Raw genomic sequence first — 22,708 nt, forward strand, 5'->3', positions numbered from 1 at the left:
ATGGTCGATTTAAACAAAAAAGTATTGCGCCATAGCGTAAAAGAACGTTTAAGTCACTGGCTTGTTGTTTTCTGTTTTTTCACAACAGGGCTATCTGGGCTTTCATTCTTTTTCCAAGATTTTGCGTGGATTGCTGAAATCTTAGGTACTCCACAATTAGCACGTGTTGTGCATCCATTCACTGGTTTGATTATGATTGCCGCCTTTATGGTATTGTTTAAAACTTATTGGCGTGACAATCTTATCGAAAAAGGGGATTGGCGTTGGTTACTGAATGTAGTAGAAGTCCTAAAAGGTAATGAACATCATGTCGCAGATGTAGGTCACTACAATATGGGACAAAAATTATTGTTCTGGACCTTGATTGGTGCTTTGTTACTGCTTTTAGGAACTGGTGTCATTATGTGGCGTCCTTATTTTGCACCATCATTCTCTATTCCTGTGATCCGTGTTGCAATCTTATTGCACGCTTGCAGTGCGATTGCATTAATTCTCGGTATTATGGTGCATATCTATATGGCAATTTGGGTGAGAGGCTCAATTACAGGGATGTTAAATGGTAAAGTAACCGCTCGTTGGGCGAAGAAACACCATCCACGTTGGTATCGTGAAGAAATCGAACCGATTTTAAAACGAGAAGAACAACAGGGAAAATAATTAATGAGTATTCGTATCTTACCAGAGAGCGAAATTCAACAAGCAGCGGAGGGGCTAACTAGCCCCCCGTTACTTTTCGCAAATCCAAAAAATTTATATCAACGTCGTGCTAAACGTTTACGTCAATTAGCCGAAAATAGTCCATTCAAAGACTATCTTGAATTCACGGCAAAATTGGTAGATGTACAATTACGTTTATTGCAAGAGCAACCTATTGAACGTGATCCTCGTTTAGCTAAAGAAGTATTAACAGCAGAAGTTTTAGCGGGGCAACCACTACATTATAAAAATTGGCAACGTTCGCCAATTTGGCAAATTTTACTAACTAATTTACTTGAAGAGTGTAAGAGTTTTGCCGAAGGCGTGATTGCAAATACGATTGAAACGCTAGAGAAAACCTCAACTCAAGAACGTGAAGATTTAGCAGATCGTTTATTAAACAGTGAGTTTGAAGCTGTACCAAGTAACCAAGCGATATTTATTTGGGCTGCTTTAAATCTCTATTGGATTCAATTGGTACAACAAATTCCACACCATGCAAATGCAGAATTGGGTGAACATCGTCATTTCTGTCCAGTCTGCGGTTCAGCGCCAATCACTAGCGTTGTCCACTTTGGCAGTACCCAGGGGTTACGCTATGTCCATTGTGCATTATGTGAAAGTGAGTGGAATATTGTGCGTAGTAAATGCACTAATTGTGAAGAAACCGCTCATATTGGCTATTGGTCATTAGATAGTGAACATGCACCGGTCAAAGCAGAATGTTGTGATGACTGCGGCAGTTATTTAAAAGTTTTATATCAAGAGAAAGATCCTGATGTAGAACCAGCTGCTGATGATTTAGCAACGTTGATGTTAGATAATGAAATGGAAGAAAAGGGGTATTCTCGTAGTGGAATAAATCCTTTGTTATTTCCAGAAGAATAATAAAAATAATAGTTTGCAGGCTTGGGTAACCAAGCCTTTATTTTATAAGCGTTTGCGTAGTTTTGCTGAAACATAACTACAACTTGCGGTAATGTTTAACTGTTTTTGTTCAGTAAATTGAAGTAAGGCATTCAATAATTTTTCTGCAATACCTTGATTACGCAGACTGGGATCGACAAAAGTATGATTAGCATCGATCGTTTGTGGATGTGTATATTCATAAGTTAATTCCGCTAAACGTTTTCCTTGTTCATCAATGAAAAAAGCACCATACTGACCATTATCAGTATGCTCAATAGTAAATTCACTCATTGTAATTTCTCCATAAATTCGTCAAGTTCAGTACTAAAAGGACTTTCTTCGGTTGGAATTTTCTTTTCTTCTGCTGCCCACTCACCTAAATCAATTAATTGACAGCGTTTACTACAAAATGGGCGATATGGACTTTGTTCTGACCATACCACATTTTTTTTACAAATGGGACAAGGTACCGAGATAATTTCATTATCTGTATTTGACATATTATGTTCCTATTATTGGCTTAACGACAAATAGTGCTGGTGTAGTTTCTGCACTTCTGCTTTTAAATAAGCAAGATTTTGTTCAAGCGGTAATTCATTAGAGATAACATCATCAGCTTTTGCTAAACGTTGTTGTCGAGAAACTTGAGATTGCATAATTTTACGAATCAAAGCAGCAGAATTCTGATCACGTTGCGTTGCCCGCTGAATTTGAGTTTCTTCACTAACATCGATAACTAAAATACGATCACAATAGGTTTCAAGGTGATTTTCTAATAGTAATGGTACTACCCACAATACATAAGGTGCGGTTGTTTGCTTTAGTTGGCGTAACATTTCTTCGCGAATTGCAGGATGTAATAATTGGTTTAACCATGCCTTTTCTTGAGGATAGGCAAAGACACGCTGGCGTAAAGCAGCACGATTTAATTCTCCAGTGGCTAATAAAATCTCTTGACCAAAATGTTGAGCAATTTTTGCTAATAAAGGTGATCCTTTTTCAACGACTTGACGTGCAACAATATCAGCATCCACAATAGGGACACCCAAATCAGCAAATAGAGAAGCAATCGTGCTTTTCCCGCAACCAATGCCACCGGTTAATCCTACAATGTAAGCCATATCGTTATCTATGATGAAGAGTGTATCGTTATCTGTTATAGATAAATAAAATTAATGCAGAAAAAATTAAACTTGGCGCAAAAGGTAAGGTTTTAGCTTGCCTTTTAAAGACCATGACAAAAAGTAGCGCTATTATACAAGAAATTAGGAGAAAATAGGATAAAAATGCAGGAGAAAGTAGCAAGGATAATGCAGAGAATAACAGTACATCGCCTAAACCTAATTTGTCTTTTCCTAATAGGAAGTAACAGCCAAAATAAACGCTGATGCTAGCTAAAAAAGCAATCGTAAAACTCACTATTGCTTGTTCAAGAGTAAGGGGGTTAAGCCCTAATTTTGCGAACAGCAGTGCTAATAAGATTATCGTATAACAATGTAAAACCGAGATCAGACGATAGCGATAATCAATATAAGCAATCAAATAACAGAAACTAAACAAACAATAATGTAAAAGAATATGCCACCACAATGTATATTGAAGATAGCAGATAATGCTTAATCCGAGATAAAAAATACTATGCAACCACCAATCTCGTTGGGGAGGAGAAGTTGTAACGGGAAAAGTGGTGATAGAGGGTAACCAACTAGGAAATATATAGAGATAACTAAGAAATAGACAACTTATCAGTAATAAGAGAATTAATATCATAAAATTACATTTCCTAAATTAAAAATAGGAAGATACATTCCAAGAATAATCACGCCAATAATCGCACCAATGATCAGCATTAAAATTGGTTCGAGTAATTTGGCAAATAAGTCAATTTGATTAGAGAGTTGTTGCTGTAAATGATTAGCTACATAGTGCAGCATTGTATCGAGCTGTCCACTTTGTTCACCAATAGCAATCATCTGTCTTGTTTGTTGGGAAAGAAAACCATAACTTAATCCATCTGAAAAACGAAATCCTTGTTGTAATGCAGATAAACATTGATATGCCTCTTTTTCTAATAATAATTTTGGTGATTGTGCAAAGGTGATGGTAGAAGGTAAGAAAGTTTGCAAACTTTGCTGTAATGTAATACCTGCTTGGAGCATTGTTGCAAGAATAGAACAAAAATGAATCGCTTGGGTTTGTAGATAGATTTTTTCAATGGTAGGAATCAAACAAACGAGCTTGAGTAATCCTATTTTTAGCTGAGGGAGTTTGTTATAACTCCAATAGATCACAGTACACAATAATATGATTGCAATCAGTAAAAAGATAAAATCATTTTTTATAAATTGTGATAGGGTGAGGAGAAATTGCGTTAGATAAGGCAGCTGTTGTTGCTGTTGCTGATAAAGATCGGCAAAAGTAGGGACGATAAAGAGTAACAGAAATAAGGTCAGTAATAGCGAAATCGTGAGCATCATAATAGGGTAAAAAAGGATTTTATTGATTTGTTGGCGTAGCTTAACTTGTTTCTGTTTGTTATCTGCGAGTTGTTGCATCACTTGAGCTAATTGCCCACTCTGTTCCCCACTATATAATAATTGCCATTCAGAATGGGATAAGAGATTTTTTTCTGCTTGCAGGGTATGTGATAAAGGTAAGCCACGATGTAAGTTCTGCAAGCAACGAGTAATTAGTTGATACAGTGCTTGGTGATGACAATTTTCCTGAAGAAGCTGTAATGACTGTTTGAGAGGAATACCTGAATGTAGCAGTAGGGAGAATTGCAATAAGAATTCTGCTTGCAGTCTTGGGGTTAAGCGGGAAAAGAGTTGCCAATTTCGGCTAAAAGAATGAACAACAATACCTTGTTGATATAAACGCTGTCTGGCTTGCTGTGGATTATCTGCAATGATCACGCCTTTAATTTTATTTTGAAAGCGATCTTTACCTCGCCATTTATAAATTGCCATTAGTATGTTCCTCTTTACCTAAAACGCGTTCAATTTCAGTGAGTGTAGTAATTTTTTGTTGTAATTTCTGTTTTGCTGCATCAAATAACGATGGATAATCAGTAACAAATTGATTTTGTTGATAATGTAATAATTGAAAAATACCGATACGCCCACGATAACGAGGAGAAAAATCTGATTGAGTAGCAGGGACACATTTACGTACTAAACGCTGCGCAATCACTAATAACAAGCTATTTTCTAGTTCGTGTTGGGTAATACCTAATTGTTGTAGACGAGAAACCGCACCAATCGCAGTATTAGTATGTAAAGTAGATAATACTAAATGCCCTGTTTGTGCTGCACGTAATGCTATTTCCGCTGTTTCTTGATCTCGAATTTCACCTACCATAATTACATCGGGATCTTGACGTAAGAAACTACGTAATAATGTCGCAAAAGTGAGTCCAATAACGGGATTAATTTGGGTTTGAATTATTCCATCTAGCTGTAATTCAATTGGATCCTCAGCGGTGAGAATATGACGGGTTTCTTGATTGAGAAAATGTAAGCCACTGTATAAGGTTAAACTTTTTCCACTGCCAGTTGGACCCGTTACTAAAATTAATCCTTGGGGCTGTAATAAAGCTTGGGTAAAAGATTCTGCCTGCTGTTCGGTCATTCCTAGCGCTGAGAAATCGGTGAATACAGGGGTATTGTGCTGTAAACGTAAGACAATTTTCTCCCCATATTGTGTAGGTAAGGATGATAAACGAATATCTAATGTTTCTCCGAATGTCGTTTGAAAACGGAAGCGCCCATCTTGTGGTAAGCGTAATTCGTTAATATCTAAACGAGCAAGTAATTTTAAACGGGCATTTAAGCGTTGCCCAATTGCTAATGGTAAGGTTTGTTGTTTTTGTAATACACCATCAATGCGAAAACGGATTTGTAAGTGCTGTGCTAACGGTTCAAGATGAATATCCGAAGCGGTAAGCTGTAATCCTTGCTCAAGTAATTGATTAAATAACTGAATTAACGGTTCATTAGAATCAGTCGCTAGGCGATCTTGATCTTCCTTGAGTTGAATTGAAGCTGCGTAATCTGTTGCTAATGTATTTTCGTGTAATGTCAGAGGCTGTGGTGTGCCTTGTAAATTTTGCAGCAACTGTTTTAGTGCATATTGTCCAATTACAACTGGCTCTACTAATTTACCGCTGATGAATGCAAATGCCTCACAAGCTGCCAAATTATTTAAAGATTCAACAGCTAACCATAATTGTTGTTCATCTTCTTGTAAGGGTACGGCTAAATAACGTAACAATAACTGAATTTGTTGCTGATTTTTTTGCCATTGCTGTTCAGAAATCTCAATGATTGTTTGATGATCTAAAGAGGTTACTTGATATATCATTATGGCGTTCCTGCATTAGATTGACAAAAACCAGCAGGGAAAATACCGAGATCGCCAGTACATTGTACAGTCCAATCAATTAATTCACCTTGTTTACTTTCACTTGGCGTCATTTTATAAGAGATATCTTGTAGTGAGCCTTTACCTGAAACAGTAATTACACCCGCAGTAACTGAAATATCATTGAGATATTTAAATTTATTCATATCACTTGGTTTATTTTGAATACCATGTTGTCCTGCCGAGCATTGATTTTTATTACTGGCGTTATATAAGCATAATTCGACTTCAGCTTTGTAAGGTGCGGAAGCCTGAATTAATTCAGAGATTGCGGCTTTTTTGGTATAGCCTTGATAAGAAGGAATAGCGATAGTGGCGAGTACGGCAATAATGGCAATAACAATCATCAATTCGACTAGGGTAAATCCGGCATAAAAAGCGTGTGTTTGTGTGGTAGAACGTAACTGCATAATTAAATCCTCAGAAAAAAAAGAACGGTATAGAAGATGACAAAAACGTGGGTAATGTACGAGAGAGTTGTTAAACTATTGCGATTTAGATCGTAAAAAGAGAATTTTATGTACCAAATTATTGAAGGCATTTTATCGCCAGCAACACAAATTCCATCTCCTCATTTTGATCAACGTCCTGATCCAAAGGATATTTCATTATTAGTGATTCACTATATTAGTCTGCCACCAGAACAATTTGGCGGAAGTTATATTGATGATTTCTTTCAAGGTAAGTTAGATCCAACGAAACACCCGTATTTTGCGGAAATTTATCAACAGCGTGTATCAGCACACTGTTTAATTTGTCATACAGGCGAGATTAAACAATATGTGAATTTTCAGCAGCGAGCCTGGCATGCGGGGCTTTCCCAGTTTCAAGGGCGAGAGAAATGTAATGATTTCGCAATCGGGATTGAATTGGAAGGAAGTAATCAGCAGCCTTTTACTGCTGAGCAATATGCGACATTAATTGCAGTAACCAAAGTAATAATGCAAGCCTACCCAAAAATTACACAGGATCGGATTGTTGGGCATTGTGATATCTCGCCAGGACGAAAGATCGATCCTGGTCAATATTTTAATTGGCAATATTATCGAGAGAGTTTAGGGCATTCGCCTAAATCGTTCTAATTTAACTAATTTCAGGCATTAAAGTAGGAGTAACACAGATCTATACTATAAAAGAACACGGAGTCATTTAGAGGAAAAAATATGGAAAATCCATTTACGGCTACTTGGTCATCAAAGGGGAATACACTTTGTTTAGGGCATTGGGAAATTAGTTATCAAGGGCAATCCCTGCAACTGCCGGAAGAACGCCGGGAACATGATATGGGAACAAGGGGAATTTATAATTTTATTGATCCTGAGGATGAACTTTATCTAGAAGGGCTAGATGAAAATGATTGGATTCTCGAAAATATTGGTTGGCTAACAGATGTATTTATTGCCGCAGATATTCCGATTGAAGAACAATATTTCCGTTTCTTTTATCAAGCTGTCAATAAAGATGATTGGCGTTGTGGCAGTTGCGGTGGTTGTATGTAATATCATCAATCTTCGAGAGGGAAAATCTGAAAAAGGTTTTCGATTCTCGAAGGTTCTTGTTTATAATTACCTCCATTGTGGTAGCTATCTTTTCAATTTATGTTTTTTAATCTCAAAGCCAAACTTCATCAGTTAAATCATTATCTTAAACACAAGGGACATCAAACTTCTCGCCTTTCACGTAAAAGTATCGAATTTATCTGTTTACTTTGTGGTGCCTTATTAGTCGCACTCGTGTCTTGGGGCTTTGCTACTTTAGTAGAACTTGGGTTAGAAATTAATACATACTTAGTCAATTTACATCCTTGGGTAGCATGGGTGTTATTACCTTTTGGTATGGCGATTCTAGCCTGGTTTACCCAACGTTTTACGCCGTATGTTGCAGGTAGCGGTATTCCGCAAGTGATTGCTTCGATTGGATTGCCACATGGTAAACCTAAGGAAGCTTTAGTTCGTTTAGCACAAACTATCTGGAAAATTCCACTAACATTTTTAGCAATGTGTTGTGGTGCTTCAGTTGGGCGTGAAGGACCTTCGGTACAAGTGGGTGCTGCGGTAATGCTCTCTTGGGGCAAATTTTGTCGTAAATATAACCTTGCTTTTAAAGGTTTAAGCTATAACGAGTTAATTGCAACTGGGGCGGCTGGTGGGTTAGCAGCTGCATTTAATGCACCCCTTGCAGGTGTTATTTTTGCCATTGAGGAAATCGGGCGTGGTGCACCGTTACGTTGGGAACGGCGTGTATTATTAGGTGTATTAGCAGCTGGGTTTATGCTAGTTCTGATTCAAGGGAACAACCCTTATTTCCCTCGATATGCAGGTGCAGATACGGTTGAAAATGTCGTGTTATGGTTAGTGGTTTGTGCGGTGGTCTGTGGCTTATTTGGTGGTGCCTTTGCACGTCTTTTAGCGAAAGGATTAGCTGCTTATTTACCAGCATTTATGCGTGGTTTTGTCAGACGGCATCCAATTATTATTGCTTTTATCTTAGGGATTTTACTCGCTGGATTAGGCACATTTAGCAACCATCAAACTTATGGCACAGGTTATGCGGTAGTCACACAAGCACTGAATGATCAAGAGTTAGATACGTCATTAGGTATCAGCAAATTATTGGCAACGGTATTTACTTATTGGACTGGCATTGCTGGCGGGATCTTTACACCAGCATTAACCACAGGTGCCGCGATTGGCAGTAATATTTGGCAACTCACTGGAGGTATCGTCGATCAACGTTTTCTTGTGTTATTATCTATGGCTGCTTTTTTAGCAGGAGCAACACAATCGCCAGTAACATCGAGCGTTGTTGTTATGGAAATGACAGGAAGTCAGCCTGAGTTAGTGTGGTTATTAGCGACTAGCATTATGGCATCAATTATTTCACGCCAAATTTGTCCAAAACCATTTTATCATTTTGCGGCTGGGCGTTTCCGTCAGAGAATTCAAGAACAAATTAATCAAGAACAACAAAAACTGCATGATAATCAATAAGCAATTTTATCGAGGACGTTTTTCAGTCGCACCAATGTTAGATTGGACGACAAGACATTGCCGTTATTTTCATCGTCAATTTAGCCAATACACATTACTTTATACAGAGATGGTGACAGCACCAGCAATTATTTATGCGAAGTATGATCATTTAATTTTTGATCAGGCAGAATTACCTGTTGCCCTACAATTAGGGGGGAGTGATCCACAGCAGCTCGCTTATTGTGCTAAGTTAGCGGAGCAGAGTGGTTATAGCGAAATTAATCTTAATGTAGGTTGCCCATCAGATCGGGTGCAAAATGGCTTTTTTGGAGCCTGTTTAATGGCAAAAGCGGATTTAGTGGCTGAATGTGTTGCAGCAATGCAAGATGTGGTAAAGATTCCAGTTACGGTTAAAACACGGATTGGAATTGATGATTTAGATAGCTATGAATTTTTATGTGAATTTGTTGATAAAGTCGCTGCAACAGGTTGTCAGGATCTGATTGTTCATGCACGCAAGGCGTGGTTATCAGGTTTAAGTCCAAAGGAAAATCGAGAAATTCCTCCTTTAGATTATCCGCGAGTTTATCAGTTAAAACGTGATTTTCCACAATTAAAGATCAGTATTAATGGTGGAATTAAGACGATTGATGAGATTAAGCATCATCTAAAATTTGTAGATGGGGTAATGGTAGGACGTGAAGCTTACCAAAATCCATCATTATTAGGACAAATTGATCAAGCTTTATTTGATTCTGATGCACCTATTGTTAGCCCAATTGAAGCGGTAGAGAAAATGTTTCCTTATGTGGAGCAAGAATTAGCACAAGGGACACCATTAGGGCAAATTACTCGCCATATGTTGGGAGCATTTCAAAATGTAAGAGGAGCAAGACAATGGCGGCGCTATCTTAGTGAAAATGCCCATAAATCAGGAGCTGGAATTGAAGTGTTACAGCGGGCATTAGATTTTGTATGTGAGTAAGAGAATCAGAAAATTCAATTAAATTAATCAATATTTTTGCTCTCGAAATAGAGTAGAATAACGCAGGTTTAAATAACACGATTTTGATGACAAATAAAATAAGGAGAAAACTATGGCAAATCGCCGCGAATTAGCGAATGCAATCCGCTTTTTAAGTATGGATGCAGTACAAAAAGCAAAATCAGGACATCCAGGAGCGCCTATGGGTATGGCGGATATTGCAGAAGTGCTTTGGCGTGATTTTTTATCACATAATCCGGGGAATCCACAATGGGCTAATCGTGACCGTTTTATCTTATCAAATGGCCATGGTTCAATGTTAATTTATAGCCTTTTACATTTAACAGGCTATGACCTTTCAATTGAAGATTTAAAACAATTCCGTCAATTACATTCAAAAACACCGGGACACCCAGAATATGGTTATGCACCAGGTGTGGAAACAACAACAGGTCCATTAGGTCAAGGGATTACCAATGCAGTAGGGATGGCGATTGCAGAAAAAACCTTAGCAGGGCAATTTAACCGTCCAGGTCATGATATTATCGATCACCATACGTATGTTTTCCTTGGTGATGGCTGTTTAATGGAAGGGGTTTCTCATGAAGCGTGCTCATTAGCAGGAACATTAGGGCTAGGTAAATTAATTGCTTTCTATGATGACAATAATATTTCGATTGATGGTCACGTAGATGGTTGGTTTACGGATGATACACAAAAACGTTTTGAAGCGTATGGTTGGCATGTGATTCCTGCGGTGGACGGACATAATTCAGCAGAAATTAAAGCTGCGATTGAAGCCGCGAAAGCGGAAACGAGTAAGCCAAGTTTAATTATTTGTAAGACCATTATTGGTTATGGTTCACCAAATAAATCAAACTCACATGATTGCCACGGTGCGCCATTGGGAGATGAAGAAATTGCGGCAACCCGTAAACATCTGGGTTGGGGCTATGCGCCATTTGAAATTCCTGCAGAGATTTATGCAGAATGGGATGCAAAACAACAAGGTGCGGCTAAAGAGGCAGAATGGAATAAACGTTTTGCGGCGTATCAAGCGGCGTATCCTGAATTAGCGGCAGAGTTATTACGTCGTTTAGCCGGCGAATTACCTGCGAATTGGGCGGCGGAATCAAAGGCATTTATCGAAAAACTACAAGCTAATCCAGCGAGTATTGCCAGCCGTAAAGCATCGCAAAATGCAATTGAAGCGTATGCACATATCTTACCTGAATTTTTAGGCGGTTCAGCAGACTTAGCGGGTTCAAACTTAACCTTATGGTCAGGTTCAAAACCATTACGTGCAAATGTGGTGGATGGTAACTACATCAACTATGGGGTACGTGAATTTGGGATGTCTGCGATTATGAATGGGATTGCTTTACATGGCGGCTTCATTCCTTATGGTGCGACTTTCTTAATGTTTATGGAATATGCGCACAATGCAGTACGTATGGCGGCATTAATGAAACAACGCGTCTTGTTTGTTTACACTCATGACTCTATTGGTTTAGGGGAAGATGGTCCGACTCACCAACCAGTAGAACAAACAGCGGCATTACGTTTAATTCCAAATTTAGAAACCTGGCGTCCATGTGATCAAGTGGAATCAGCGATTGCATGGCAAGTGGCGGTAGAACGTAAAGAAGGTCCAAGTGCATTAATCTTTACTCGCCAAAACTTAGCACAAATGGACAGAACTACAGAACAACTTGCTAACGTAAGACGTGGTGCTTATGTATTGAAAGATTGTGAAGGTACCCCAGAATTGATTCTGATTGCGACTGGTTCAGAAGTGGAGTTAGCAGTAAAAGCGGCAGAGCAATTAACAGCGGAAGGTCATAAAGTTCGCGTGGTGTCTATGCCAAGTACGAATGTCTTTGATAAACAAGATGCGGCATACCAAGAAAGCGTATTACCAAGCAATGTAACTAAACGTGTTGCGATAGAAGCAGGGATTAGTGATTTCTGGTATAAATACGTTGGTTTAGCCGGTCGCGTAGTGGGAATGAATCGCTTTGGTGAGTCTGCGCCAGCAGGTGAGCTATTCAAATTATTTGGCTTTACCGTAGATAATGTTGTCGCAAAAGCGAAAGAAATTCTTTAATTTTATTGTAATCCGTAAAATAGTTATTAATAGAAAAGCTCTCTCTATCCTTGATAGGGAGAGTTTTTTATTATTGAGATAGATTGAAATTAAATCAATACATATAAAATTCCTGTAAAAATAACTATAAGTGATATTTTTAACTTTGGGTGTAACGTGGGCTGTGTTATTATGTATAAAATTGTAAGGTAATTAATTTTTATATTTGTTTTATACTTAATAAAGATAATTCGTATTAATTTCCTATTCTTATTGTTAAATAAAAATTAAGTGTGTAATTGAAATAATCATATTTGTTTATGGAAACCAATAGTTTATTGGGGAGATAATGATGGGAGAAAAAACGATAAATACCAATCTAGATAGAAAGGATCAAATTCACCGAATTCAAAAACGAAATTTAAAGAAAAGAATTGAGATGGCAGAAAAAGGTGATGCTGTAGATGAATTGCAAAAAGATTATCTTCGTGCAAGATTACAAGAATTATCACAATTAATGAATAAGTAATTGTATTTCTTCTTGGTTTTCTTTATTAAGATAAAGTTAAAAGTTTTTATGAAAAGTGAATTTGTTTTTTTACCTATTAAGCTAATTATTTGAGCAAGTTAGATAATTTTCACTTTAGATTAACTATCCTTCAGTAACTCATTCTTACCAAAGTCATCGGATTTTATTCAAAAACTAAAATTTACTCCTCTTCATGTTAGTGAAGAGGAGTAAGTACAAGATATTATTCTACAGTAACCGCTTTCGCTAAGTTTCTTGGTTGGTCAACGTCAGTACCCTTAATAATTGCCACATAATAAGACAATAATTGCATTGGTACCGTGTAGAAAATTGGTGCGATTAACTCATTCACTTTCGGCATAGTGATAATCTTCATATTATCGCTATCTTTAAAGCCCGCTTCCGCATCAGCAAAGACATATAATTGACCGCCACGAGCGCGTACTTCCTCGATATTCGATTTTACTTTTTCCAATAATTCATTATTTGGTGCAACCACAATCACAGGCATATCTGCATCAATTAACGCAAGAGGTCCATGTTTTAATTCACCTGCGGCATAAGCCTCAGCATGAATATAAGAAATCTCTTTTAATTTCAATGCCGCTTCCATTGCGATTGGATAAAATTCACCGCGCCCTAAGAATAACGCATTATGTTTTTCAGCAAAGTCTTCCGCTAATTTTTCAATTTGCTTATCGAAAACAAGCGCTTTTTCAATATCAGTTGGAATACTATTTAACGCATGAACAATTTCACGTTCTTTTTCTGCTGAAATACTGCCGTTTAATTTACCAATCGCCACAACAAGCATTAACATAGAAACTAATTGAGTAGTAAAGGCTTTGGTTGAGGCAACCCCAATTTCCACACCAGCACGAGTCATAAAGGCTAAATCAGATTCACGTACTAAAGATGAACCAGCAACATTACAAATGGTCATTGCTGCCATATAACCTTTTTCTTTCGCTAAACGTAAAGCGGCTAACGTATCTGCGGTTTCACCTGATTGTGATAACGTGAGCAATAAGCTATTTGGACGAGTAACAAATTTACGATAACGGAATTCAGAAGCGATTTCCACATCACAACTTACCCCAGCTAAAGCTTCAAACCAATAACGTGCGACCATACCTGAATTATAAGAAGTACCACAAGCTACGATTTGCACGTGTTTTACATTTTCTAAAATGCTTTTTGCTTTGCTACCAATACTTTCCACAATCACACTATCATGAGCAATACGTCCTTCTAATGTATTGATAATTGCAGTCGGTTGTTCAAAAATTTCTTTTTGCATAAAGTGACGGAATTGTCCTTTATCCGCAGCATCTTGTTCTAAGTTAGATTCAGAAATTGTGCGTTCCACTTGTTCACCAAGACGGTTATAAATCGTAACTTGACGGCGGGTAATTTCAGCAACATCACCTTCTTCTAAGAAACTAAAACGGCGAGTAACGCTTAATAACGCAAGTTGGTCAGAGGCTAAAAAGTTTTCACCTACACCATAACCAATCACTAACGGGCTACCAGAACGTGCTGCAATTAAATGTTCTGGTTGTTGACGGTGCATCACCACCATACCATACGCACCAGTTAATTGTTTAACTGCTTGTTGTACGGCACGTAATAAATCTTGGCAAGATTGGAATTCCCAATGTACTAAATGGGCGATAACTTCGGTATCAGTTTGAGAAACAAATTGATAACCGCGTTGTTGTAATTCCACTTTCAATTCTTGATAGTTTTCGATAATTCCATTATGCACAACAGCAATATCGCCAGACATATGTGGGTGAGCATTGGTTTCTGACGGTTCGCCGTGGGTTGCCCAACGAGTATGTGCAATCCCTGTACCACCGATTAGTGGTTGTTTTTCTACCGCTTCATCTAAGGCTTTTACCTTACCAACGCGACGAACACGTTGTAAATTGTGTTGGTTATCAACGACTGCCACACCAGCAGAGTCATAACCACGATACTCTAAACGATGTAAACCTTGAATTAAGATTTCAGCGACATCACGTTGTGCGACTGCACCAACAATTCCACACATAATTTTTTCCTTCTTTTATCTATAATAAAAAATTAATTATTTTGCAGAAGCGATTAACACTTCCACACCAAGTTTTTCAATTTGTTGTTTAACTTGAGGATCAATCCGATCATCAGTAATCAAATAATGAATTTGTTGCCAAGTGAGTTCTAAATTCGGCATTTTGCGACCAATTTTTTGTGATTCAACCATTACAATCACTTCACGCGAAACCTCCGCCATCACTCGGCTTAAACCAACTAACTCATTAAAAGTTGTGGTACCACGTTGTAAATCGATCCCATCTGCACCAATAAATAGCTGATCAAAATCGTACGAACGTAAAACTTGTTCAGCGACTTTGCCTTGAAACGAATCTGAAGACGAATCCCATGTACCACCGGTCATTAATAACGTAGGTTCATTCTCTAACTGACGTAATTCTGCTGCGACGGTGAGTGAGTTAGTCATCACGACCAACCCTTGCTTTTTATTTAACTGACTGATTAACGCAGTGGTAGTGCTGCCAGTATCAATAATAATCCGATTGTGATCACGGATTTGTGCCGCAGCGAGTTTTGCAATTGCCAGTTTCTGTGGAGAAAGTGCTTCATTTTCTTCCTCTTCAAGAACTTCAGCAGGAATTAAAATCGCTCCACCATAACGGCGGAGTAATAGACCATTTTGTTCTAATGCAGATAAATCCTTACGAATCGTAACTTCTGAGGTTTCAAACTGGGTAACTAACTGTTCTACGGTAACTTCACCTTGTTCTTCTAGGCGTTTTAAGATGGCATGACGGCGTTGTTTGGTGTTTCTTTTATTCATTATGTTTCGATTTTACCTTTTTAAATTTCGGAACGAAATATAGCAAAGATAAAACGAAATTGCAATTATTGGTTCTTTGTATATTTTTATGTCAATGAAGATAATTGGAGATATAAAGTTGAGAATAATTCTTATTGACACAGATATTTCAATACGGTATGTTACATATGATTACTGATAATCACGTTTATTTAATATTGTTTGCGAGGTACTATGAAAAAGTCTCTTTTAGCTGCTAGTCTATTAGCAACTCTAGCAACATCCGCTTTTGCTGCCAATGAAGTTAATGTTTATTCCTACCGCCAACCTTACTTAATTGAACCATTATTAAAAGAATTTGAAGCCCAAAGTGGAGTAAAAGTAAATCTAATCTATGCAGATAAAGGGTTAGTTGAGCGTGTAAAACGTGAAAAAGAGTTAACCCCAGCAGATGTATTATTAACCGTTGATATTAGTCGAGTAATGGAGTTAGTGAACGCAGGTCTTGCAGAACACGTTCATTCTGCGGTATTAGAAAAAAATATTCCAGCACAATATCGTGATAAAAACGATGAGTGGTTTGCTTTAACAACACGTGCGAGAGCAATTTATACTTCAAAAGATCGTGTAGGTAAATTACCAGAAAACTTCACATATTACGATTTAGCTAAACCAGAATTAAAAGGTAAAGTGTGTGTGCGTTCTGGTAAACATGCTTACAATGTTTCATTAGTTGCTTCAATGATTGCTCATGATGGCGAAGCGAAAGCTAAAGAATTTTTAGTAGGCTTAAAAAATAACTTAGCACAAAAACCACAAGGCGGTGACCGCGATCAAGTGAAAGCAATTAAAGAAGGCATTTGTGATTACTCACTCGGTAACAGTTATTACTTCGGTAAGATGTTAGAAGATGATAAACAACGTGCTTGGGCAGAATCTGTTTATATTAATTTCCCTAACCAAACGACTACGGGTACACACGTGAATATTAGTGGTGTTGCAGTAGCGAAATATTCAAAGAATAAAGAAAATGCCTTGAAATTAGTTGAGTTTTTAAGTAGCGATAAAGCACAACATCTCTACGCTGAACTTAATCACGAATATCCAGTAAAACCAGGCGTTGCAGTATCTAAATTAGTTGAATCTTGGGGAACATTCAAAGCAGATACATTACCATTAAATGATATTGCGAAGAATTATGACAAGGCACTAAAACTGATCGATGAAGTTAAATTCGATCTTGAATAATAAGGTTTCATTTTAGCCTCCCAATAGGCGGTTGTTTCGGCAACTGCCTTTTTCTGTTTTTATTTAATTGATATTTATTGCTGTGTTTAAAATCAAAACTACTGCTGTCAATTTCCTTACACTCGCATTGATTGGCTTTTTTGTGATGCCGATTGTGGCAATTTTGTATCAGGCGATTCAAGGTTCATTGGCGAGCTTAACTCATTTATGGCATACCGTATTAACAGATTATTTTATTAATTCGTTGTTATTAGTAACAGGGACGGTGTTGATTAGCTTACTGTTTGCATTGCCTGCGGCTTATTTAGTTTCTCGTTATCAATTCAAGGGGCAATCTGTATTACAGTGGTTACTCTGTTTACCGTTAGCAATCCCTGCGTATCTGTCTGCCTATCTCTATACGGATTTCTTAGACTATCCGGGTGTTGTACAACAATGGCTAAGAGCAATATTTAGTTGGCAGAGTATTCACGATTATTGGTTCCCATCCATTCGGAGTTTAGGGGGAGCCTGCTTTATTCTAGCGTTATCGCTATACCCTTATATTTTTCTATTAAGCCGTTTGGCATTAATGGAACAATCTGAAAATCTGACCCAAAGTGCCAAATTATTAGGTGCGTCCCCGCGTCAAATTTTTTGGCGAGTAACCTTACCTTTATTACGCCCATCTATTGCAGTCGGTTGTGCGTTAGTCGCAATGGAAACATTAGGCGATTTTGGTACCGTTTTTTATTTTGCAATTCCAACCTTAACCACCGCAATTTATGATACTTGGCTAGGTTTTGGTGATTTACAAGCTGCCGCACAAATTGCGATTTCAATGTTATTTCTTATTAGTGTTTTTATTGTGATTGAACGTTATGCAAGGCGTAAACAAAAACATTATCAACGAGGTTGTGAAGCGTTGCATCAATATCAGCCAATTAAAACTTGGTGGGAAAAAGGTTTAGTTGTTTATAGCTGGCTATTAGTGATGTTGGCATTTTTTGTCCCATTATTTCAATTAATTTACTGGGCGTATCATTACTTCTCAGAGGCATGGACAGATAATTTCTTTGTTTATACCAAAAACAGCTTGTTAGTCGCTGTAATTGCTGCGTTAGTGAGTATCCTATTTGCATTATTCTTGCATTTTATACGGCGTTTTTATCAAGCTATTTATGCGAAACAAGGATTACATTTAGCGTCATTAGGTTATGCGGTACCAGGCACTGTATTAGCGATCGGCTTATTAATTCCGCTAACTTTTGCAGATCACCAACTGCACTCTCTTACCGATTGGCTAGGCTTACCCTCATTCGGACTAGTCTTTTCAGGATCAATCTTTGCCCTAATTACTGCTTATGTTATTCGTTTTTCTGCGATGTCAGTCGGTAGTATTGAAACTGCCTTAAATAAAATTCCGCCTTCATTTGAAATGGCAGGAAAAACACTCGGACATTCTAATTTATCTGTATGGCGTAAGATCCATTTTCCATTATTACGTAAAGGGATATTAACCGCTTTATTATTGGTGTTTATTGAGAGTATGAAAGAGTTAAATGCTTCATTACTATTACGCCCCTTTAACTTTGATACGCTTGCAACCCACGTTTTTACCTATACTTCAGATGAACAATTAGAGCGTGCCGCATTACCAGCGATTGTATTAATTATTGTTGGCTTAATTCCTGTAATTATGCTGACCCGTTCATTATTAGCAACGAGAATTAAAGAATAAGATGAGTACATTATCAATTAGCCAATTAACTTGTGGATATCACGGACAAACTATATTGCAAGATCTTAGCTTTACCTTAGAACAAAATGATATTGTGTGTTTATTAGGGGCAAGCGGTTGTGGCAAGACAACCTTATTAAAAGCAATCGCGGGTATTTTACCGATTACCGCAGGTACGATTAAATTAGCCAACCAAGAGTTATCAACTACGCCACTAGAACAACGACAAATCGGGTTAATTTTCCAAGATTATGCGCTTTTCCCACATCTAACTGTGGCGGAGAATATTACCTTTGGCTTACAAAAACAAAGTCGCCAACAGCAACAAGCGATACTAGCCAAAATGACGGCATTAGTCCGATTACAAGGGTTAGAGCAACGTTATCCACATCAATTATCAGGCGGACAACAACAACGTGTGGCAATCGCTCGCGCTTTAGCTTGTGAGCCTAAGTTATTACTGCTTGATGAGCCATTTTCAAATATTGATAGCCAAGTGCGTTATCAGCTTATCGAAGAAATTCGAGCAATTCTTAAACAACAAAACGTGCCAGCAATTTTTGTTACCCATAGCAAGGAAGAGGCATTTGTCTTTGCCGATAAATTAGCTTTAATGGATAAAGGAAAAATCGTGCAATTTGGTGATGCCTTAACCTTATATCAACAACCTAATTCACATTTTGTAGCTGAATTTTTAGGTAAGGTGAATTATCTACCTTGTCAAATTCAGCAACCGCAATTAGATTCAGCGTTTGGCTTAATGCCACTAACCACAGCGAGTTATGCTGATGGCTCGTTGATTCAGGATAACTGCAACGCCTATTTGTTATTACGTCCAGAAGAAATTGTGATGCAAGGCGATATGACTAAATCAGTTATTGCTGATCAACAAAGGGGAAGTGCAGTAGCAACCGTGAAACAAGTGAGCTTTTTAGGAGGATATTACCGCTATCAAGTGGAACTGAAAAATACCTTATATCCCGCAATCTTAGTAATTCAAGCTCAACAATATTTTGCAGTAGGCAGTGATGTGGTATTAAGTTTTAATTCACCAAGGCAGGTATTATTTGCTACTGATGGTATGGAAAAATAATTTTTCAGATTGTTAATACATCTCAAATTTAATAAGTATTTAGTGGGTTTTCTCTCACACATTGTCTGAATGTAGATAGATTCTGTCATCCAATTAAAAAAAGCCGAATGAGTTACTCATTCGGCTTTTGAGCATTAATTAAAGGTTAGTGCTTATCTCCATTGATAGCCAACACCTGCATTCATACCCATTTTACCTTGGCTGTTTGAGGTTCCGCTAACTTTGAAGATAACTTTACCGTTATCAGATGCTTTAGAAAGACCAATTGCGATAGCGTTTTCACCACCATAATAACCACTTGCTACAGATACCATATTGTAACCAGGTTGATTTGCTTGTGGTAAACCAGCTGCAGCCATAGCGCTAGCAGTACCAGCATTTGAATCACGGCTAACTTGGCTAATTCTACGATCTAAGTAGTTAGCGGTTGCATTGAGTTGACGCACATTTACTGCATCAGTTGGTGCAACACCATCTGCCACGCCGCGGATACGAGTAGGTGTATTTTCACTACCCACTGCAAGAACGTTAGTACCATCTTGATCTTCACCAGCAACCATCGAAACTTTGCTTCCTAAGGTAATTAAATGTAGAAGATCAGACTTGATCTGACAAATCATTATAAAAATGAGAGTTTCCCGTTTAGAATATGAGTGTCTAAAATTCAATCTAAACAAAAAAGGAAACTCTCATGTTTTATTCTAACAATCCTCTCATTAAACACAAGACTGGTTTACTTAATTTAGCGGAAGAACTTGGAAACATATCTCAAGCTTGCAAAACGATGGGAATGAGCCGGGATACGTTCTATCGTTATCAACAAGCTGTAGAACAAGGTGGTGTTGATGCATTACTGAATCAAACTCGTCGAGTACCGAACATCAAAAATCGAGTAGATGAAAAAGTTGAGCAAGCAGTCGTAAAATTTGCTCTTGATTTCCCCGCGTATGGACAGGTTCGTGTGAGCAATGAACTTCGTAAGCAAGGTATTTTTGTATCTGCTGGTGGTGTTCGTTCTATTTGGCTACGCCATAATCTTGCTAACTTTAAACAGCGTTTAAATGCTCTCGAAAAAGAAGTTGCTGAAAAAGGTATTATCTTGAGTGAAAGCCAAGTTCAAGCTTTAGAACGTAAAAAAGACGATGATATTGCATGTGGTGAAATTGAGACGGCTCACCCTGGCTATTTAGGCTCACAAGATACTTTTTATGTAGGCAATTTAAAAGGCGTGGGACGTATTTATCAGCAAACGTTTGTTGATACTTATAGCAAGGTTGCTTTTGCGAAGCTCTACACGATGAAAACAGCAATTGCTGCTGCGGATATGTTAAATGATAAAGTGTTACCGTTCTTTGTGTCACAAGGTTTACCAATGTTGCGAATTTTAACGGATAGGGGAAGCGAGTATTGTGGCAAGGTCGAAAATCATGATTACGAGCTGTACTTAGTGATTAATGATATTGAGCATACAAAAACTAAAGTAAAACACCCACAGACAAATGGCATCTGTGAGCGTTTTCATAAGACTATCTTGCAAGAGTTTTATCAAGTGGCTTTTAGAAAGCACATTTATACAGATTTAGCTCAACTGCAAGCTGATTTAGATGAATGGTTAGTGTATTATAATCTTCATCGAACTCATCAAGGCAAAATGTGCTGTGGTAGAACACCAATGGAAACATTACTTGATGGAAAATGTATTTGGGCGGAAAAGAATTTAAGCTCAAATTAATCTGACAGGCGCTGTAATTTTAAACGGGGACTGTCAGATTAGGTTTGATCTTCTACAACTTATCAAAAAAGCAGAGTAGACACTATTAAAAGCAAAGAAATTTGAATATCTAGGAACTAAAGAAAGTGAGGTTTTGCCTCCCCCCCCCCCCATCTCTATATTTTGTTCAGACTTTGCTTTGCCATGACTTTTGGTTAATTCAGAAACGGCAACAAATATGCCACGGGTTTTATCAAAAATAACTCTAAAGATGTGATTCATAAATATGCCCTATACTATTGTCATTAACGAAATGATTAATTTAATTAAATTGTGAAGATGGTTAACTATTGTCGACTGATATCTAAACTAAAGGGCGCGAATTATAACAGCTGTATAAATTTATGTAAATGCTTTGGGGAGGAGGATTTTGTAAATTATTCAGTCTTAGTTTTATATAAAATAAAATCCATATTTTGCTTGATATTTTAATTGTTTGTTGTTTTTGTATACCGTTAAAGAATAAGAAAATTAATTACTATATGTTGCATTGTTTTGTTGTATCTATCTGATTTATAAAAATAAATTTATTTTAACAGGTTGTTTCTATTATTTTAATAGCGAATATTTTAATAGTGGAGGCTAAGGGGGGGGGGTAGAAAGATATTTTTGTTATAAAAATCATCAAAAGTAATTAAAAAATATCAGCATAAAAGTAATTTATTTTTAATTTTTAGTTGTTTTTATGTTATAAATTTGTGATTTATTTTTACTTTCGAATTGTGGGTTTTATAACTATTGTAAATTAATTTGTTGTGTGATTTTTGTAATTTTTGATGATGACAAAAAATAACTCTAAAGTAATAGATTGAATTAAACATTCTGTATTCACATTTTTCTATGATTATTAGGCACGAAAGACAAAATACACACAGCCTAATAAACAGCAGCCTGCCCAAAGGTAATCAAGTTTAAACGGTTGTTTAAAGAACCAAATAAGAAAAGGAACAAATACAATCAGGGTAATGACTTCTTGAGTGATTTTAAGTTGTCCAAAGGAAAAACCTTGTGCAGCGAGGAAGCGAGTTGCGGGAATCATAAAGCTATATTCTAACAAAGCGATTAACCAGCCAAATACTATTGCTTGCCACATCGGTGCATTGTGTAGAAATTTTAAGTGGCTATACCAGGCTAGGGTCATAAAGCAGTTAGAAATGACTAATAAAATGAGAGGGAAGATATAGGCGAACATCTTGGTTATCTCCTGAGGATATTTGTAAGAATATTGTTTTTAATTTTAATATAGTTTTTCTCTAGTTTGTATTTAGGTTTTGTTCTAAATTTAGGTTTCGCCCTAAAGGGCGACTTCATTTTATTCGCAAGCAAGCTTGCTCACCCTAATGAGCTGTTGTAAGCAATGTTATAAAAGCGATTGCTTTTCAGATTGTGGCCAAACTTAAAATTAATCACGAATCTGCATAAATGCTTAGTGGGT

The 22,708-nt window shown here is 37.3% G+C and carries 24 protein-coding genes; 12 read left to right on the plus strand and 12 right to left on the minus strand.

Features of this window, described 5'->3' with window-relative positions:
* Entirely contained in the window at nt 1–657 is a 657-nt protein-coding gene (locus tag PF272_RS04800) for a formate dehydrogenase subunit gamma (RefSeq protein ID WP_082985660.1), read from the plus strand.
* A gap of 3 nt (nt 658–660) precedes the next feature.
* Entirely contained in the window at nt 661–1,584 is a 924-nt protein-coding gene (gene fdhE / locus PF272_RS04805) for a formate dehydrogenase accessory protein FdhE (RefSeq protein WP_271141834.1), read from the plus strand.
* Nucleotides 1,585–1,626: 42 nt separating this feature from the next.
* Here the strand turns inward: fdhE and PF272_RS04810 are convergent, their stop codons facing one another.
* The 7 genes from PF272_RS04810 to PF272_RS04835 are packed head-to-tail and all read right to left on the minus strand — an operon-like array spanning nt 1,627 to nt 6,437.
* Nucleotides 1,627–1,896, minus strand: a complete 270-nt coding sequence (locus PF272_RS04810) for a GNAT family N-acetyltransferase (protein ID WP_271141835.1) — start codon at nt 1,894–1,896, stop codon at nt 1,627–1,629.
* Nucleotides 1,893–2,105 (minus strand): DNA gyrase inhibitor YacG, encoded by a 213-nt coding sequence (gene yacG / locus PF272_RS04815; RefSeq protein ID WP_065238642.1) that lies wholly within the window; start codon nt 2,103–2,105, stop codon nt 1,893–1,895. The genes PF272_RS04810 and yacG overlap by 4 nt, the downstream gene beginning before the upstream one ends.
* A 12-nt stretch (nt 2,106–2,117) precedes the next feature.
* A complete protein-coding gene (gene coaE, locus PF272_RS04820; RefSeq protein ID WP_271141836.1) occupies nt 2,118–2,726 on the minus strand; it encodes a dephospho-CoA kinase in 609 nt (202 codons plus the stop codon).
* A gap of 28 nt (nt 2,727–2,754) precedes the next feature.
* Nucleotides 2,755–3,375 (minus strand): prepilin peptidase, encoded by a 621-nt coding sequence (locus PF272_RS12970; RefSeq protein ID WP_413789424.1) that lies wholly within the window; start codon nt 3,373–3,375, stop codon nt 2,755–2,757.
* Nucleotides 3,372–4,574, minus strand: a complete 1,203-nt coding sequence (locus tag PF272_RS04825; protein WP_271141837.1) for a type II secretion system F family protein — start codon at nt 4,572–4,574, stop codon at nt 3,372–3,374. Before PF272_RS04825 ends, PF272_RS12970 begins: the two co-directional genes overlap by 4 nt.
* Nucleotides 4,561–5,967 carry a GspE/PulE family protein gene (locus PF272_RS04830; protein WP_271141838.1) on the minus strand — a complete coding sequence of 469 codons (1,407 nt, stop codon included), beginning with the start codon at nt 5,965–5,967 and terminating at the stop codon, nt 4,561–4,563. Before PF272_RS04830 ends, PF272_RS04825 begins: the two co-directional genes overlap by 14 nt.
* Complete coding sequence (locus PF272_RS04835; RefSeq protein ID WP_065238638.1) at nt 5,967–6,437, minus strand: prepilin-type N-terminal cleavage/methylation domain-containing protein; 471 nt, start codon at nt 6,435–6,437, stop codon at nt 5,967–5,969. Before PF272_RS04835 ends, PF272_RS04830 begins: the two co-directional genes overlap by 1 nt.
* 108 nt (nt 6,438–6,545) lie before the next feature.
* Here PF272_RS04835 and ampD point away from each other — a divergent pair, with 108 nt between their 5' ends.
* From ampD to PF272_RS04865, 6 genes are all read left to right on the plus strand, one after another.
* Complete coding sequence (ampD, locus tag PF272_RS04840; protein WP_271141839.1) at nt 6,546–7,109, plus strand: 1,6-anhydro-N-acetylmuramyl-L-alanine amidase AmpD; 564 nt, start codon at nt 6,546–6,548, stop codon at nt 7,107–7,109.
* Between the two features lie 81 nt (nt 7,110–7,190).
* On the plus strand, nt 7,191–7,526 hold the full coding sequence (locus PF272_RS04845; RefSeq protein WP_271141840.1) for a hypothetical protein: 336 nt from the start codon (nt 7,191–7,193) through the stop codon (nt 7,524–7,526).
* 99 nt (nt 7,527–7,625) lie between these two features.
* Complete coding sequence (locus tag PF272_RS04850) at nt 7,626–9,017, plus strand: chloride channel protein (RefSeq protein ID WP_271141841.1); 1,392 nt, start codon at nt 7,626–7,628, stop codon at nt 9,015–9,017.
* On the plus strand, nt 9,004–9,984 hold the full coding sequence (dusA, locus tag PF272_RS04855; RefSeq protein ID WP_271141842.1) for a tRNA dihydrouridine(20/20a) synthase DusA: 981 nt from the start codon (nt 9,004–9,006) through the stop codon (nt 9,982–9,984). Before PF272_RS04850 ends, dusA begins: the two co-directional genes overlap by 14 nt.
* Before the next feature lie 112 nt (nt 9,985–10,096).
* A complete protein-coding gene (tkt, locus tag PF272_RS04860) occupies nt 10,097–12,091 on the plus strand; it encodes a transketolase (RefSeq protein WP_271141843.1) in 1,995 nt (664 codons plus the stop codon).
* A gap of 328 nt (nt 12,092–12,419) precedes the next feature.
* Nucleotides 12,420–12,599 carry a hypothetical protein gene (locus PF272_RS04865; RefSeq protein WP_271141844.1) on the plus strand — a complete coding sequence of 60 codons (180 nt, stop codon included), beginning with the start codon at nt 12,420–12,422 and terminating at the stop codon, nt 12,597–12,599.
* A gap of 223 nt (nt 12,600–12,822) precedes the next feature.
* Here PF272_RS04865 and glmS read toward each other — a convergent pair whose 3' ends face one another.
* The gene (gene glmS, locus PF272_RS04870; protein ID WP_271141845.1) at nt 12,823–14,655 is read right to left on the minus strand and encodes a glutamine--fructose-6-phosphate transaminase (isomerizing); all 1,833 of its coding nucleotides are present in this window, start codon (nt 14,653–14,655) and stop codon (nt 12,823–12,825) included.
* Between the two features lie 36 nt (nt 14,656–14,691).
* Nucleotides 14,692–15,462, minus strand: a complete 771-nt coding sequence (locus PF272_RS04875; RefSeq protein ID WP_271141846.1) for a DeoR/GlpR family DNA-binding transcription regulator — start codon at nt 15,460–15,462, stop codon at nt 14,692–14,694.
* A 213-nt stretch (nt 15,463–15,675) separates the two neighbouring features.
* Here PF272_RS04875 and PF272_RS04880 point away from each other — a divergent pair, with 213 nt between their 5' ends.
* The 3 genes from PF272_RS04880 to PF272_RS04890 all read left to right on the plus strand — a co-directional run bounded on the left by PF272_RS04880 (nt 15,676) and on the right by PF272_RS04890 (nt 19,502).
* A complete protein-coding gene (locus PF272_RS04880; RefSeq protein ID WP_065239916.1) occupies nt 15,676–16,689 on the plus strand; it encodes a Fe(3+) ABC transporter substrate-binding protein in 1,014 nt (337 codons plus the stop codon).
* 82 nt (nt 16,690–16,771) lie between these two features.
* The gene (locus tag PF272_RS04885) at nt 16,772–18,409 is read left to right on the plus strand and encodes an ABC transporter permease (protein ID WP_271141847.1); all 1,638 of its coding nucleotides are present in this window, start codon (nt 16,772–16,774) and stop codon (nt 18,407–18,409) included.
* 1 nt (nt 18,410) lies between these two features.
* Nucleotides 18,411–19,502 carry an ABC transporter ATP-binding protein gene (locus PF272_RS04890; RefSeq protein WP_271141848.1) on the plus strand — a complete coding sequence of 364 codons (1,092 nt, stop codon included), beginning with the start codon at nt 18,411–18,413 and terminating at the stop codon, nt 19,500–19,502.
* Nucleotides 19,503–19,654: 152 nt separating this feature from the next.
* Here PF272_RS04890 and PF272_RS04895 read toward each other — a convergent pair whose 3' ends face one another.
* Nucleotides 19,655–20,122: a YadA family autotransporter adhesin gene (locus tag PF272_RS04895; protein ID WP_271141849.1), complete on the minus strand. Its 468-nt coding sequence runs from the start codon at nt 20,120–20,122 to the stop codon at nt 19,655–19,657.
* A 71-nt stretch (nt 20,123–20,193) separates the two neighbouring features.
* Between PF272_RS04895 and PF272_RS04900 the strand changes: the two genes are divergently transcribed.
* Entirely contained in the window at nt 20,194–21,234 is a 1,041-nt protein-coding gene (locus tag PF272_RS04900) for an IS481 family transposase (RefSeq protein ID WP_271141850.1), read from the plus strand.
* Nucleotides 21,235–21,267: 33 nt separating this feature from the next.
* Here PF272_RS04900 and PF272_RS12975 read toward each other — a convergent pair whose 3' ends face one another.
* Complete coding sequence (locus PF272_RS12975) at nt 21,268–21,495, minus strand: ESPR domain-containing protein (RefSeq protein ID WP_413789425.1); 228 nt, start codon at nt 21,493–21,495, stop codon at nt 21,268–21,270.
* 625 nt (nt 21,496–22,120) lie between these two features.
* On the minus strand, nt 22,121–22,465 hold the full coding sequence (locus PF272_RS04905; RefSeq protein WP_271141851.1) for a DMT family protein: 345 nt from the start codon (nt 22,463–22,465) through the stop codon (nt 22,121–22,123).
* Nucleotides 22,466–22,708: the final 243 nt, after the last annotated feature.

Source organism: Gallibacterium faecale, assembly GCF_027920745.1.
In the GTDB taxonomy this organism is placed as follows: Bacteria; Pseudomonadota; Gammaproteobacteria; order Enterobacterales; family Pasteurellaceae; genus Gallibacterium; species Gallibacterium faecale.